Origin of the sequence: Mesorhizobium sp. M8A.F.Ca.ET.057.01.1.1 (assembly GCF_003952565.1) — a bacterium.
Lineage (GTDB): Bacteria > Pseudomonadota > Alphaproteobacteria > Rhizobiales > Rhizobiaceae > Mesorhizobium.
Genome location: NZ_CP034454.1, coordinates 2,456,347 through 2,470,465, shown reverse-complemented (window position 1 = coordinate 2,470,465; position 14,119 = coordinate 2,456,347). Strand labels below are relative to the sequence as shown.

Genomic DNA, 14,119 nt, shown 5'->3' with positions numbered 1-14,119 from the left:
TTGGCCATCCCCATGAATGTCTGGGAAATGCCGCCGGTTCCGCATCATCGCTGCAATTCCGCCAACGCCCGCTCCAGCGGCGCCGACGAAATCTGGATCGGCCCGGAGAACGCCACATCCATGTCCAGGATCAGGTAGATCGCCCCGGCGATCAGCGCGGCCGAGACCATGAAGGTCGCGGCAGTGATCGCATTCTTCGGCGCCCTGAACCCGAAACTGGCGAAGATCAGCGCCAGCCACGTAACCAGCATGACGATCAGCGGCCAGGGGATCGTGCCCTCCGACTGCTCGATCAGCACCCAGCGCAGTTCCAGCACTTTCTGCAGGCGCTGACGGGCGTCCTGCAAGACGGAGGCGCGCGCCGCGTCGGCCGGCGGCAGCGCGCCCAGCCGTGTGCCGATCTCCGTCAACAGATGTTCGGACAGCTCATTGCCGGCGGCAGGCGTTTCGTCGCCCTGCATGGCGTCGGCCACCACCCTCTGCACATAGGCGACCAGCGGCTGGCGCACCGTGTCGGTTTGCGGTCCGTATTGGCGCAAGGTCCTGTCGAGCAGGATGAGTTCCGTCGCATAGGCATGCACATTGTGATCGATCGATTCGAAGGTGTTCTTGGCCGAGTTGATCATCAGCCCAAGCATCAGCGAGGTCATCACCCCGAACAGATTGGCCGCGAGCCGGACCACGGCATTCGTATCGTCGTCGCGATGCCTGACCGGCATCCTGGGCCACACGGCCATGGCGGCGAAAGCTGCCCCCGCCAGGGACAGCAAGATCACCGTTGCGATCAATGCTTCGCGCATGCCGCTCATTTCTGCACGAGACGCGCGGATTGCCAATGGCTGCTGGAATTGAGCCAGCTTCAGACGTCTTGACGCGCGTTTGCCGGCCTTCAGGAAACCGGCGCCGCTCCACCCTCTTCGGTGCGCCGGGCGATGAACGCGTCGAGCACGCCCGACGTGGCGGCGGCCGAAGCGGGCGGCTCGAAATCGGCCAGGATGCGCTTCCAGATACCCGTGGCGCGTTCAGTGGCGGTCTTCGAGCCGCTTTGCGTCCAGTTGCCAAAATTCGACCAGTCGGCCACCAGCGGCTCGTAGAAGGCGGTGCGGTAGCGCGCCATGGTATGGCCAGCCGAGAAAAAGTGGCCGCCCGGCTGCACTTCGGCGATTGCCTCGAAGCCAATTGCGTCGTCGTCGCCGGGCGTCGCGGCACAGAGTTCGGCCACCGTCTGCAGCGCCTCGATATCGGTAACCAGCTTTTCCAGCGAAACGCTCAAGCCTCCTTCCAGCCAGCCGGCCGCATGGATGCAGACGGTGGCGCCCGACAGCACCGAGCCCCATAGCGCGAACTGCGTCTCGTGCGCCGCCTGCGCGTCCGAGATGTTGGCCGCGCTGCCGCCACCGGAGCGCCATGGCAGACCGGTGAAGCGTGCCAGCTGGCCCGCACCCAGTGTGGCTTTGACGTGCTCCGGCGTGCCGAACGCCGGTGCGCCCGATTTCATGTCGACATTGGAGGAGAAGGAACCGTAGACCACCGGCGCGCCCGGCCGCACGATCTGCGCCAGCATCAGCCCAGCCAGTGCTTCGGCATGCTGCAGGGTCAGGGCGCCGGCCACCGTGATCGGCGCCATCGCACCGGCCAGACAGAACGGCGTGATGATCAGCACCTGCCCCGCCTTGGCGAAATCGATGATGCCTTGCGCCATGGGAATGTCGAGCTGGCGCGGAGAGTTTGTGTTGATGACGGTGTAGCAATGCGCGCCGGAGCGGAACTCGTCTTCGGACAGCCCGCGGGCCAGCCTGATCATCTCGAAACTGTCATCGACCTGCGGCGTGCCGCGCGCGAACACGAATGGGAATTTGTCCGACAGGGTCAGCTGCGCCCGATTGACGGCATAGTGGCGAAAACGGTTGTCGATGTCCTGCGGCTCGATGCACGGCCCCAGCATGTGCAAGACATCGAAATGCTGCACCAGCTTGATGAGTTCTTCGAAGGCGACCAGCGTTCCGGGCCGCCGGCCGCGGTCGAGATCGGTGACGTTGGGCGCGCCGGAGCCCGCCAGGAATGTCATGGAACCCAGTTCGAGCGACAAATCGCGAGCACGCGCGCCTGCATTGGCGTAGATCGATCGCGGCGCCGAGGCCAAGGCTGCCACCACCATATCGCGGCCGATGCGCACCATATCGGTGTCCGGATCGACCAGCGCGCCGGCACGGGCGAGCACTTCGCGCGCCTGCGGCAGCAGCACCTTGATGCCGAGCTCTTCCAGCACGCGCAGCGCCGTGTCGTGGATCGACGCCACCTGGTCGTCGGAAAAGATCGGCTGCGGCAGGAACGGGTTCTTCAGCGACCGGTAATTGGGCTTGCGGCTGGATTCGCTGCCGGCCTCGCCCGTGCGTCCGCGCCGGCGTTCGCGCCTGCTGTCTCGTGCCGCGTCATCGATCATCGGAAGTTCCTCCTCATTGCCGCATCGCCTTGCCCTGGGGATCATAGGGCGAGGCCGAGATGACCCGCGCCGTCCGCTCGACGCCGACAATGTGTACCGAAAGCGCCGTCCCCTCCCCGGCGAAATCGTCGTCCACCAACGCCAGCGCGACGCTCTTGCCGATCGTGTAGCCGAATCCGCCCGAGGTGACGAAGCCGACACGGCGGCCGCCATGCCAGACCGGCTCGAAGCCGCTGGCATCGGCATCGACGGCGTCGATCTCCAGCGTCACGATCCGCTGCGCGGCGCCGGCGTCGCGCTCCTTCAGCGCCGCGTCGCGGCCGGTGAAATCGCCCTTGTCGAAGGCGATGAAGCGGTCGAGCCCGGTCTGGCCCGGCGTGTAGCCTTGCGTGAATTCGCGCGACCAGATGCCGAAGCTCTTCTCCAGCCGCAGCGCGTTGAGTGCGTAGTAGCCGATCTCGGCCAGGCCGAGGTCCTCGCCAGCGGCAAGCAGCGTTTCGCGCAATCTTGCGTGCATGGTCATGGGGCAGCTGATCTCGAAGCCGAGCTCGCCGGCGATGGAGAGGCGGGCAACCCGCGCATGCACCATGCCGACATCGAACGCGCCGCAGGCCATGAACGGTAGCGCCTTGCCCGACACGTCCTGATGCGTCGTGCGTTCCAGGATCTTGCGCGCGTTCGGGCCGGTCAGCAGGAAGCCGCTGATGGCATCCGAAATGTCGGTGACCGTGACGCCCGCTCGCGCATGGCTCTCGAACCAGCGCAGGTGAAATTCCCTGAGATAGTAGGAGCCCATCAGCCAATGGTCGCCGCCGCCCCAGTTGATCACGGTCAGATCGCCCTTCAACCGCCCATCCGGTCCGAGCATGGGCGCCAGCCGCGCCTGGCCCGCCTTCGGCAGCCGGCAGGCAAGCAGCCGGTCTAGCCACGCCTCGGCGCCCGGCCCCGAAATCGCGTAGCGCGAATAGGCCGAGATATCGACGAGGCCGGCGGCGCGACGCACCTGCAGCGCTTCGTCGCCGACGATGTCGAAGGCGTTGGAACGCTTGAGCGTCGTGTTCTCGCAAAAACCCATCGGCGCGAAATAGGCCGGGATTTCCAGCCCCCAGGAGGCCGTCCATTCGCAGCCGGCAGCAGCCATGCCGTCATAGGCGCCCGCGCGCTTCAAAGGCCGGCCCGCCGGCAATCGCTCATTGGGAAAGGTCATGACGAAGCGGCGTGAATAGAACTGGCGCGTCGTCTGCCTGAGATATTCGCGGTTGGCGGCGAAGGCGCCGTAGCGGGCGATGTCCATGCCGAAGATGTCGGCCTGCGGCTTGCCGTAAATCATCCATTCGGCCAGCGACTTGCCGACGCCGCCGCCCTGGCTGAAGCCGGCCATGACGCCGCAGGCGACCCAGTAGTTTTTCACGCCGCGCACCGGCCCGACGATCGGATTGCCGTCGGGGGTAAAGGTGAAGGCGCCGTTGACCCATTTGCGGATGCCGGCCGTCGCCAGGCAAGGAAAGCGTTCATGCGCCTTGGCGAGTTCCGGGCTGATGCGGCCGATGTCTTCCGGTATCAGCTCGATGCCATAGTCCCATGGCGCGCCGTCCATGTTCCAGTGCTTCGGGTTCTGCTCATAGACGCCGAGCAGCACGCCCTTGCGCTCCTGGCGCAGGTAGGAGAAGCCGTCGAGATCGACGGCGATACCGATCTCCCGGTCGAGCGCCGCGATCTCGGGAATGTCCTCGGTGACGAAATAATGATGCTCCATCGGCGTCACCGGCAGGTCGACGCCGGCCATGCGGCCGAGCTGCTTTGCCCACAACCCGCCGGCGTTGACGACATGTTCGGCAACGATGGTGCCCTGCTCGGTGACGACATCCCACTGGCCGTCGGCGCGCGTCTTCAGCTCGACCACGCGGTTGCGCAGGATGACATCGGCGCCACGCTTCTTGGCGGCGCCCGCATAGGCGTGCGTCGTGCCGTACGGATCGAGATGGCCTTCGTTGGAGTCATGAAGGCCGCCGAGCACGCCGGTGACGTCAACGATCGGGCAGATCGCCTTGATCTCGTCGGGCGCAACCAGCCGGGCCGTCTCGATGCCGACCGACTGGAACACCGCCCAGGCCGATTTCAGCCACTCCCAGCGCGCCGGATCGCTGGCGATGTTGACGCCGCCGGTCATGTGCAGGCCGATGTCTTGGCCGGATTCGGCCTCGATCTCGCGATAGAGGTTGATGGTGTAGCCCTGCAGCGCCGCGACATTGGGATCGGCGTTGAGCGCATGGAAACCGGCCGCCGCGTGCCAGGTCGAACCGGCGGTCAGTTCGGCGCGTTCGATCAGCGCCACATCGCTCCAGCCGAACCGCGTCAGGTGGTAGAGCACCGAGGCGCCCACCACGCCACCCCCAATGACAACTGCGCGGTAGTGCGACTTCAAGGCTTCCTCCCGGTCTGTCAGTGGCGGCACCATATACGTACTGTACATAAGTGTCCAGTACGCTGAATACTGCGGACGGGCGATCAACAATCTCATGCCGACCAGCGTTTTCATCGGCACTTGGAGACCGCCGCTGGTCGGTATCGCGCGCTGTCACGCAAGCATCATGTTGACGCCTTAGATCGCTTTCGGGGAGGCATGCGCGGCATCGTCAATGCGGCACCTCTTTCCGTTTGTCCTTCGGCCGCTCCGGCATGCTTCGTCACAAAGAGGATTGTCCATGAAACATCTGTCCCGAACCGCCTCGCTCGGCGTCGCCCTGGCCTTTTTCACCGCCCTCACCCCGGCGCTTGCCGACGGCGTGGCCTACATCAACAAGGGCCTGGTCGGCGTCGGCCGCATCCCGGCCGACCAGCGCGACAAGTTCGGCGAGACCTTCGGCTCGGGCTCCGGCATGGCGATCGACACATCCGGCTGGACGCATGATGCGGGCACGTACAAGGGATCGCTCTGGCTCCTGCCCGACCGTGGCTACAATGTCGCCGGCACCACCGACTACCGGCCGCGTCTCAACACCATCGGCATCGAGTTCACGCCTGTCGCGCCGGGCGCGGCTCCCGCCGCCGGCCAGGAGCAGACGGGCGTCAAGGCGGCGCTTGCCGACACGATGCTTCTCACCGACGACAAGGGCGCTGATGCCACCGGCCTCGATCCGCTGTCGGATGTGCGCCCGGCCGCCGGCGACATGCCGATGCTGCCCGTCGCCACCAACGGCAAGCTCGCTCTCGACAATGAGGCCATCGTGCGGCTGCCCGACGGTTCGATGTTCATCTCCGACGAGTACGGCCCCAACATCTACAGGTTCTCCGCGCAAGGCAGCCTGATGTCGGCGACCCAGCCGCCGGCGGCCCTCGTGCCGATGCGCAAGGGGGCGCCGAACTTCTCCTCCGACAATCCCGGCCCGGGCGCCGCCGATCCCGATCCGAAGGATCCCGAAACCGGGCGCCAGAACAACCAGGGCCTCGAAGGCATGGCGATGACGCCGGACGGCAAGTTCCTGATCGCCGTGCTGCAGTCGGCTCCGAGGCAGGATGGCGGCGATTCATCCTCGACGCGGCAGAACACCCGGGCGCTGGTCTATGATGCCTCCGACCTCGCCCATCTGAAGCTCGCGCATGAATATGTCGTGCCGCTGCCGGTGTTCAAGGATGCCAAGGGCAAGACCAAGGTCGCCGCGCAGAGCGAGATCGTGGCGCTTTCGGACACGTCCTTCCTGATGCTGGCACGCGACAGCGGCAACGGCCAGGGCCTGAAGAAGGGTGACGCCTCACTCTACCGCCAGATCAACATCGTCGACCTGTCCGGCGCGACCGACATCGCGGGCGGATCTTTCGACGCGGCCGACAAGCCGGTCGCGCCCAAGGGCGTGCTCGACCCGTCGGTGACCCCGGCCAAGCTGACGCCGTTCATCGACATCAACGACGCCGCTGAGCTTGGCCGTTTCGGCCTGCACAATGGTGGGGCGAAGGACCACAATGAGCTCTCGGAAAAGTGGGAAGCGATGTCGGTCGCGAGCGTCCTCGATCCGAAGCTGCCCGACGACTATTTTCTGTTCGTCGGCAACGACAACGACTTCCTCGCCCAGGACGGCTTCCAGGTTGGCGCGCCCTACAAGGCCGATGACGGCGCCGATGTCGACACCATGTTCCTGGTCTATCAGGTGACGCTGCCGGGTCTCGAGAAGAAGTAACGATCACCGCACAGGCGGACGCGCCTGGCGCGTCCGCCCAAGCAGGCCGTGAAGGCTTACTTCAGGAACTCGGCGTCCTTCGGCACGCCCGCATCGATCGGCTCGGCCGTCCTGCTCGACACAGCCATGATCTTGCCGGCAGCCGACAGGTTGGGCCGCACGAAGACCTGGGCCGGGCCGTTGACGCGGCTGTAAAGGTCGATGATGTCCTGGTTCATGAAGCGCACGCAGCCGGACGACGCGTTCTTGCCGATCGAATCCCACTCCGGCGTGCCGTGCAGCCGGTACATCGTGTCCTTGCCGTCGCGGAACAGATAGAGCGCGCGGGCGCCCAGCGGGCTCTGCGGGCCGGGCGGCATGCCGTCCTTGTATTTCGCCAGTTCCGGCCGGCGCTGGATCATTTCGGGCGGCGGCGTCCACACCGGCCACTTCTTGCGCGCCTGGACCACGGCGCTGCCGGTCCATCCGAAACCGGCCTTGCCGAGGCTGACGCCGTATCGGATGGCCTTGCCGCCATCGCGCACCAGATAGAGGAAATGCTCGGAAACATCGACGACGATCGTGCCGGGCTTTTCTCCCGTCGGATCGGCCACGACCTGGCGCACGAACTTCGGATCGAGCTTGGCAACCGGGATGGCCGGCAGCTGATAGCCCTCATCGGTGCGCGCCGCATACATGCTTGCGGTATCGCCCAAGGCCGGCTCGATTGGCGCGGCCGACGGTGGGGCCGGCGCCGCTGTCGGCGGCGCAACATCGGTCGTGGTGCACGCCGAAAGCGTCAGGGAAGCGGCCCCCAAAGCGGACGCGCCGAGAAACGCGCGCCGGTTCAGGCGCTCGGAAAAAATCGACCTATCGGACATGAACCCCCCGGTTTATGCATAAGATCTCGCAAGGAATGCGTCCCCACGTTCAGGACCAATATCCCATTCCGGAAGATTTGAGAACATGATTGGATCACGGCAAGCGAACCGCCGCCTTCGGCGCGTCGCCCGCGATCAAGCCTAAAGCGCGCCGCGTCGAAACGGATTCACGCGTCGCGCTTCAGGGTGCTGCTTGATGCACGTCGTTCTCGCAAAACCGAGGTCACTTTCGCGCGCATGCATTGCACGATCGATCGGTCACTGCTCCTCGGCGCAGGGTGCATCTTGGTCCGGCCTGCGATATCGTCGCCGGCCCGAGTCACATTTGCCAGGTTGCCCGCCATGAACGACGAAATACCCGCGCGTCGGCGCACCGGCGACCTGACCAGCGGCCCGATCCCGCGCACGCTGCTGCTGTTTGCCTTGCCGGTGCTCGGCTCCAACGTGCTGCAATCGCTGAACGGCTCGGTCAATGCCGTCTGGGTGGGCCGCTTCCTCGGCGAATCGGCGCTGACCGCGACCTCCAACGCCAACCTCGTTCTGTTCCTCATCCTCGGCACGGTGTTCGGCATCGGCATGGCGGCCACCATCCTGGTGGCGCAGTCGGTCGGCGCCCGCGACCTGCCCGAGGCGCGCCGCATCGTCGGCACCAGCGCCACTTTCTTCTTCCTCGTTTCGGTGGTCTTCGCGGTCTGCGGCTGGATCTGGGTCGATGCCGTCCTGGGCGCGCTTGGCACGCCGGCCGACGCCTTGCCGCTGGCGCGCTCCTACCTGCGCATCATCTTCGTCGCCGTGCCGATGATGAACCTTCTGTCCTTCGTCATGACCGTGCTGCGCGGTGCCGGAGATTCCCGCACGCCCTTCATCTTCATGGCGCTGGCGGTCGTGCTCGACATCGTGCTCAATCCCCTGCTCATCCGCGGCATCGGTCCGTTTCCCGAACTCGGCATCGCCGGTTCCGCCACCTCGACGCTGATCGGCCAGACCGTGAGCGTCATCGCCATCCTCGTCGTGCTCTATGCGCGCAAGCATCCGTTGCGGCTGGCCGGCGCCAATCTCGCTCTGCTGCGACCGGATCCGGCATTGCTGCGCATCGTCGTCTTCAAGGGCGTGCCGATGGGCTTGCAGATGATCGTCATCTCGGCGGCGGCGCTGACGGTGATGGGTATCGTCAACTCGTACGGTTCGCAGGTCGCCGCCGCCTACGGCATTGCCGCGCAGCTCTGGACCTACATCCAGATGCCGGCACTCGCCATCGGCGCCGCGGTCTCTTCCATGGCGGCGCAGAATGTCGGCGCGGGCCGCTGGGACAGGATCGGCCGCGTTGCCGCCTCAGGCGTCGGCTTCAACCTTGTCCTGACCGGAGCCCTCGTCGCGCTGCTATGGGTCTTCGACCGCTCGATCCTGGGCCTGTTCCTGACCAGTAACAGCGCCGCCATCGATATCGCCGCCCACATCAACACCGTCGCATCGTGGTCCTTCATCCTGTTCGGCATCACCATCGTGCTGTTCGCCACGGTGCGCGCCACGGGGGCCGTGATGCCGCCGCTGATCATCCTGGTGATCTCGGTGCTCATCGTGCGCACCGGCTTCGCCTATTACATGCGCGGCGTGATCGGCGAGGAAGCGCTGTGGTGGAGTTTCCCGGCCGGTTCGATCGCCTCGCTGGTGCTGGCCGCGGCCTACTACCGCTTCGGCGGCTGGCGCAGCTTGCACATGATCGAGAACAGGCCGGCTGCCGGCGAACCGCCCGACACCGGCCTTGGCATGCCGCGCCAGCGCGCGAACATGACGCCTGAAACGCCGCACGACTGAAGTGCGCAGCCCCGGTTCGACCGAGCCATAAGCAAACGGAGCTGCAAATGATTGCAGCCCCGTTTGTTTTTGCGATCTGTTTCGCGCTTGCGCGGCGCGCTTATTTGCAGGGAAGGCCGGGCGCGATCTTACACTTGCCAGGACGCGGCTTGTGCGGCGGGCGGTGGTGCGGAGGACGGTGATGAGGCCGATGGTGCCAGTGCGGCGGCCGATGCGGCGGGCGCACGATGATAACCGGCGGATGCACGACATGGGTCCGCGAGAGATAGCCGGAACTGGCCCAGCCGCTGACACCGCCGCCATGGATCCTGCACCAGCCAGGCTGGCAGCCGGTCACATCGACCCTGAAGCCGGCCGGCAGCGTCCCGACCTTGGCGTATCCCGCGCCGGGCCCGGTGCGCACGTTGAGGCTGGTCGTGGTATGGGCGCTGTAGGCGAAGGCGGCGGCGGACGTCCCGAAGACAGCGGCCAGAATGGTCGCTATCGCAAGCAGAAATCGAAGCTTCATCAGTCCCTCCATTCGGTCGCCGGCCGTCCGACTGCTTCGGCCGGGACTGCATCGCAAGGGAGAGGCAGCGCCAAGGAAAGTCAACAAGTGGCCACGGCCAATCACCACGATCACCGGTCCGGGCGTGAAGGTTTCCCCTGATATAGTTGAGGATTTTTTCGTACGCCGTTTATCGGCGTGCCAACATCCGCTAACGATTTACTATCTTTCGGCAATTCGTCGCGGACCGGGGCAGTGATCATGGGCAAAGGCAGGGTCGAGGCATTCACCGACGGTGTGGTGGCGATCATCATCACCATCATGGTGCTGGACCTGAAGGTACCGGAAGGCGAGGATTTTTCGGCCCTGCTGCCGCAGTGGCCGATCTTCCTGTGCTACGTGCTCTCCTTCATCAATGTCGGCATCTACTGGAACAATCTGCACAACATGTTCCACACCGTGCAGCGTGTCGACGGCCACGTGCTGTGGGCGAACCTGCATCTGCTGTTCTGGTTGTCCCTGATGCCGGTGACGACCGCCTTCATGGGCGAGAACCATTTCGCCACGGTGCCCGTCGCGGTCTACGGGTTCGACCTTGTAATGTGTGCGACCGCCTACAGCATGCTGGTGATCGCGCTGCATCGGCTGCATGGGCCGGATACCGGATTCGCCAAGGCCATCGGCCGCGACCGCAAGGGAAGGATTTCGCTTGCCGTCTACGTAGCGGCCGTTGGGTTGACCTTCTTCGACCGGTGGATTGGCGTGGCGCTCTATGTCGCCGTTGCCTTGGTCTGGCTGGTGCCGGACACCCGCTTCTCGCGGATATTGGAAAAATAGCTCTTTGACCGGCGCAATTCCTGCGGGAAACCGCGTCACACTTTTCCTGGACTTGCTTAACCGCGCATCGCTTTCAGCTTCTCCGCCACGGAAGCGGCCAGATCGGCATAACGCTCTTCCAGCCGCTCCGCCGCCTTGATGATCGAGAAATCATGGCCGAACTTCTCCAGCGCCATGCGCAGTTTCTCGACGAACTCCGCTTGCTTTTCCAGTGCGGAGAACAAGGTTTTCACCTGAGCTTCACTGATATCCGGGTTGGCCAGCATCTGCGGCACCTCGCGCCCCATCTGGTCGCCGGTGGCGGTCTGCTCCTTCAGAATCGCAACCCAATCCGTCAATCGGAAATCTCCCTTTTGGCGTCGCAGCATGCGCAGCCACGGCCGGACTGGTCAACCCGACGAGCCCCGACAAAGGCTTGCACAAGCCCGTTCCGGCGCTAAGTTCGGCGCCATCGAAAAAGGAACCATCGCCGATGATCCCCGACGCCGAGATCCAGACCGCCCTGCCAGCGCTTGGCCAAGGCAATACCGCCGTCATCACCGGCGCCGCCAGCGGCATCGGCCTCGCGGCGGCCAAACGGCTGGCGCTGATGGGCATGAAGATCGTGCTCGCCGACATCGCTGGTCCGCGCCTCGACGATGCTTCGCGGACCGTTGCCGCCATCGCCGGCGATGGCGCCGTGCTTGCGGTTGCATCGGACGTTTCGAAGGCCGATGAGGTCGATCGCCTCGCCGACCGGGCATTCGGCGCCTTCGGCGAGGTCTCGCTGCTGATGAACAATGCCGGCGTCGGCGACAACCCTGGAAAGCCCTGGGAAAATCGCGACGGCTGGAAGCGGCTGCTCGACATCAATTTCTGGGGCGTCGTGCATGGCGTCGAGGCCTTCGCGCCGCGCATGCTGGCGGCGGCCAAGCCGGGCCTGATCGTCAACACCGGCTCCAAGCAAGGCATCACCACGCCGCCCGGCAACCTCGCCTACAACGTTTCCAAGGCTGGCGTGAAGACCTTTACCGAAGGCTTGGCGCACGCGCTAAGGAACGAGCCTGACGCCCGCCTGTCGGCGCATCTGCTCATCCCCGGCTTCACCTATACCGGCCTCACCGAAGGCGCGAGGGAAAAGCCCGCTGGCGCCTGGACCGGCGAGCAGGTCGTCGATTTCATGCTGGAATCGCTGGTCAGGGGCGACTTCTACATCCTGTGCCCGGACAATGAGGCGGCGCGGCCGCTGGACGAAAAACGCATGGCCTGGGCGATCGGCGACATCATCGAAAACCGTCCTGCCCTGTCGCGCTGGCATCCCGACCACAAGGACGCATTCGCGGCGTTCATGAAAGGCTGAGCTTCAAGCCGCGCTCTTTTTCGCGCCCCGCTTCTGGGCAACCGCCTTCTTTGCCGCCATGGCCGCGATCTTCTCGTCATGCCGCTTGGCGGCCCGCTCGCATTTGGCGCGGATCTCCTCGACCTCGGATTCGGTCAGGTGTTCGATGCCGATAAAGTTGTTGTGGCCCTCGCTGACCCGGATCAATTCATCGAGCTTGGCCTGGATCGCCGCGCCGTCACGGTTCTGGGTGTTCTGGATGAGGAACACCATCAGGAATGTAATGATGGTCGTGCCCGTGTTGATCACCAGTTGCCAGGTGTCCGAGAACCCAAAGAACGGCCCGCTAACCGCCCAGACGATGACGATAAGGCAGCAGCCGGCAAAGGTCAGCGGCAGGCCGGTTATATGGGCGACCCGGTTGGCGACCTTGGTGAAAAGCTTTTCCATGTGGCGAGTGCCCTCAATGTTTGCGGCATGAGAAACAAGCGGCGGACCTTTGGGTTCCCATCGAGAACCGAATGTAACCGGCGCAATTGAATGCACGTGCAGCGCGAATTCGGCACAGAACACACCTTATCGGTTCAATGTCATGGTAACCGTGCAGGCAGAGAGCCTGTTCCTCCGCTTCACAGCGGTTTACCTCCAGCCCCTTCCGCCGCGCCACCCCCGCATGGCGGAAGGGGCTTCATTCCAGAAAGCGCGAAGAATAGTTCCCCGAAGAGCCAACTCGCGCGCAGGCAACCGGTTGCCTCACTTGCCCGCGGGGCGTTGGCTCACTGATATCCTGCCCAGTCGTGGCGGCCGGCCCTACCGTTCTCTGCCGGAGCTTAAACGGCGTCGTTTTCCCAGCGGTCGAGGAAGGCCTCGATCGGCATTGCCTGCATGTCGGGAACCGCCCTTGCGAGTTTCTCGACCGGCCAGTCCCACCAGGCGAGAGCCTCGATGCGCGCCGCTATTTCAGGGGCAAAGCGCGGCCTGATCGGCTTCGCCGGCACGCCGGCGACGATCGTGTAGGACGGGACGTCCCGCGTCACCACCGCATTGGCGCCGATAACCGCGCCATTGCCGATGGCGATGCCAGGCAAGATGACCGCGCCGTGGCCGATCCAGACATCATGACCGATGGTCACAGCCTTCGACCGCCGCCGCTCGCGGAATGCCGCATCGACGCCCAGCCAGCGAAAATATTCGTTCGGCCGATAGCTGACCTTGTGCTGGGTCAACCGCTCGATCGGATGCTCCAGCGCATTGATGCGGCTGTTGGCGGCGATCGAGCAGAATTTGCCGATCGTCGTATAGATCGCCTCGGCATGGCGTTCGAAATAGGAGAAGTCGCCGACGATGACCTCGCGCAGCACGACGCGTTCGCCGATCGCGGCATAGCGGCCAAGCTTGCAGCCCTTCATCTCCGCGGTCGGGTGGATGCGCGGCTCGGGGTCTTTCGCGACGAGATCTTCGGAACGGTCCATGCCGGCGGCTTTACGTCAGAGCGATTGGTCCCGCAAGCCGGGGCCAATCACCCGTCAGAACACGACCAGGACGAAGTTCGGCCCGCCTATTTCGGTTTACCGTTGCTCCACGCCACATTCTGCCCGTAGAGCGGCACAGTCGTAACCGACATCTTGGCCGAGCCGTTCTGCACCTGGCGCGAATGCGACAGATAGATCAGCGTCTCGTTGGCCTTGTCGTAGATGCGGTTCACCACCTGCTTCTTCCAGATCAGGCTGATACCTTGCTTGAACACCTCCTCGCCGCCTTCGCTCGTATCAATATCCCCGATGGTGATCGGACCTGTCTGACGGCAGGAGATCGAGGAATCGCTGGGATCCTCGAACCAGTTGCCCTTGTGCAGGCGGTCGATGACGCTGCGGTCGAAATAGGAAACGTGGCAGGTGACACCCTCCACTTTCGGATCCTTGATCGCCTCGACGATGATGTCGTTGCCGATCCAGTCGACGCCGACCTTGCCGACTTCCTCGGCGACGGCGCTACCGGCGCCAAGCACCACGCATGCGGCCAAAGCGCCGCCGACCAATGTTCGCCCAATCAGTTCGAGCAAAGAAGCCTCCTCGGTTCGAGTTGCCGGTCTCAGGTGGTGCAGACTGTGCGGCTTTGCAAGCCGATGGGTCAACACCACACGGTTGCGGCAACGCGGCACTTTGCCTGCGCGGGGCCGAACCG

Annotated in this window: 13 protein-coding genes; 4 read left to right on the top strand and 9 right to left on the bottom strand. The window is 64.6% G+C overall.

Annotated elements, in window-relative coordinates:
- Positions 1-44: 44 nt before the first annotated feature.
- The 3 genes from EJ077_RS11410 to EJ077_RS11400 form a co-directional block, all read right to left on the bottom strand.
- Positions 45-800 carry a DUF4239 domain-containing protein gene (locus EJ077_RS11410; protein ID WP_208702030.1) on the bottom strand — a complete coding sequence of 252 codons (756 nt, stop codon included), beginning with the start codon at positions 798-800 and terminating at the stop codon, positions 45-47.
- An 89-nt stretch (positions 801-889) separates the two neighbouring features.
- Complete coding sequence (locus EJ077_RS11405; protein ID WP_208702028.1) at positions 890-2,443, bottom strand: trimethylamine methyltransferase family protein; 1,554 nt, start codon at positions 2,441-2,443, stop codon at positions 890-892.
- Between the two features lie 13 nt (positions 2,444-2,456).
- Positions 2,457-4,868 carry a GcvT family protein gene (locus tag EJ077_RS11400; RefSeq protein ID WP_208702026.1) on the bottom strand — a complete coding sequence of 804 codons (2,412 nt, stop codon included), beginning with the start codon at positions 4,866-4,868 and terminating at the stop codon, positions 2,457-2,459.
- A gap of 280 nt (positions 4,869-5,148) precedes the next feature.
- Between EJ077_RS11400 and EJ077_RS11395 the strand changes: the two genes are divergently transcribed.
- Positions 5,149-6,618 (top strand): esterase-like activity of phytase family protein, encoded by a 1,470-nt coding sequence (locus EJ077_RS11395; protein ID WP_208702023.1) that lies wholly within the window; start codon positions 5,149-5,151, stop codon positions 6,616-6,618.
- A 56-nt stretch (positions 6,619-6,674) separates the two neighbouring features.
- Here EJ077_RS11395 and EJ077_RS11390 read toward each other — a convergent pair whose 3' ends face one another.
- Entirely contained in the window at positions 6,675-7,478 is an 804-nt protein-coding gene (locus EJ077_RS11390) for a L,D-transpeptidase (protein ID WP_208702021.1), read from the bottom strand.
- Between the two features lie 342 nt (positions 7,479-7,820).
- Here EJ077_RS11390 and EJ077_RS11385 point away from each other — a divergent pair, with 342 nt between their 5' ends.
- Positions 7,821-9,293 (top strand): MATE family efflux transporter, encoded by a 1,473-nt coding sequence (locus EJ077_RS11385; protein ID WP_208702019.1) that lies wholly within the window; start codon positions 7,821-7,823, stop codon positions 9,291-9,293.
- Between the two features lie 100 nt (positions 9,294-9,393).
- Here EJ077_RS11385 and EJ077_RS11380 read toward each other — a convergent pair whose 3' ends face one another.
- The gene (locus tag EJ077_RS11380) at positions 9,394-9,801 is read right to left on the bottom strand and encodes an SH3 domain-containing protein (protein WP_208702017.1); all 408 of its coding nucleotides are present in this window, start codon (positions 9,799-9,801) and stop codon (positions 9,394-9,396) included.
- A 240-nt stretch (positions 9,802-10,041) separates the two neighbouring features.
- Here EJ077_RS11380 and EJ077_RS11375 point away from each other — a divergent pair, with 240 nt between their 5' ends.
- The gene (locus EJ077_RS11375; protein WP_208702015.1) at positions 10,042-10,617 is read left to right on the top strand and encodes a TMEM175 family protein; all 576 of its coding nucleotides are present in this window, start codon (positions 10,042-10,044) and stop codon (positions 10,615-10,617) included.
- A 56-nt stretch (positions 10,618-10,673) separates the two neighbouring features.
- On the opposite strand, the gene EJ077_RS11370 is transcribed toward EJ077_RS11375, so the two are convergent.
- Entirely contained in the window at positions 10,674-10,955 is a 282-nt protein-coding gene (locus tag EJ077_RS11370) for a hypothetical protein (RefSeq protein WP_023792142.1), read from the bottom strand.
- A 134-nt stretch (positions 10,956-11,089) separates the two neighbouring features.
- On the opposite strand from EJ077_RS11370, the gene EJ077_RS11365 reads away from it, so the two are divergent.
- Entirely contained in the window at positions 11,090-11,956 is an 867-nt protein-coding gene (locus EJ077_RS11365; RefSeq protein WP_208702013.1) for an SDR family NAD(P)-dependent oxidoreductase, read from the top strand.
- A 3-nt stretch (positions 11,957-11,959) separates the two neighbouring features.
- Here the strand turns inward: EJ077_RS11365 and EJ077_RS11360 are convergent, their stop codons facing one another.
- From EJ077_RS11360 to EJ077_RS11350, 3 genes are all read right to left on the bottom strand, one after another.
- Complete coding sequence (locus tag EJ077_RS11360) at positions 11,960-12,385, bottom strand: low affinity iron permease family protein (RefSeq protein WP_208702011.1); 426 nt, start codon at positions 12,383-12,385, stop codon at positions 11,960-11,962.
- Positions 12,386-12,765: 380 nt separating this feature from the next.
- Positions 12,766-13,407 carry a DapH/DapD/GlmU-related protein gene (locus EJ077_RS11355; RefSeq protein ID WP_208702009.1) on the bottom strand — a complete coding sequence of 214 codons (642 nt, stop codon included), beginning with the start codon at positions 13,405-13,407 and terminating at the stop codon, positions 12,766-12,768.
- A gap of 86 nt (positions 13,408-13,493) precedes the next feature.
- Entirely contained in the window at positions 13,494-13,997 is a 504-nt protein-coding gene (locus EJ077_RS11350; protein ID WP_208702007.1) for a CreA family protein, read from the bottom strand.
- Positions 13,998-14,119: the final 122 nt, after the last annotated feature.

Excerpts from the sequence above, each read along its gene's own strand:
- EJ077_RS11410 (WP_208702030.1), bottom strand. The coding sequence starts at position 800 with ATGCGCGAAGCATTGATCGCAACGGTGATCTTGCTGTCCCTGGCGGGG.
- EJ077_RS11405 (WP_208702028.1), bottom strand. The coding sequence starts at position 2,443 with ATGATCGATGACGCGGCACGAGACAGCAGGCGCGAACGCCGGCGCGGA.
- EJ077_RS11395 (WP_208702023.1), top strand. The coding sequence starts at position 5,149 with ATGAAACATCTGTCCCGAACCGCCTCGCTCGGCGTCGCCCTGGCCTTT.
- EJ077_RS11390 (WP_208702021.1), bottom strand. The coding sequence starts at position 7,478 with ATGTCCGATAGGTCGATTTTTTCCGAGCGCCTGAACCGGCGCGCGTTT.
- EJ077_RS11385 (WP_208702019.1), top strand. The coding sequence starts at position 7,821 with ATGAACGACGAAATACCCGCGCGTCGGCGCACCGGCGACCTGACCAGC.
- EJ077_RS11380 (WP_208702017.1), bottom strand. The coding sequence starts at position 9,801 with ATGAAGCTTCGATTTCTGCTTGCGATAGCGACCATTCTGGCCGCTGTC.
- EJ077_RS11375 (WP_208702015.1), top strand. The coding sequence starts at position 10,042 with ATGGGCAAAGGCAGGGTCGAGGCATTCACCGACGGTGTGGTGGCGATC.
- EJ077_RS11365 (WP_208702013.1), top strand. The coding sequence starts at position 11,090 with ATGATCCCCGACGCCGAGATCCAGACCGCCCTGCCAGCGCTTGGCCAA.
- EJ077_RS11360 (WP_208702011.1), bottom strand. The coding sequence starts at position 12,385 with ATGGAAAAGCTTTTCACCAAGGTCGCCAACCGGGTCGCCCATATAACC.
- EJ077_RS11355 (WP_208702009.1), bottom strand. The coding sequence starts at position 13,407 with ATGGACCGTTCCGAAGATCTCGTCGCGAAAGACCCCGAGCCGCGCATC.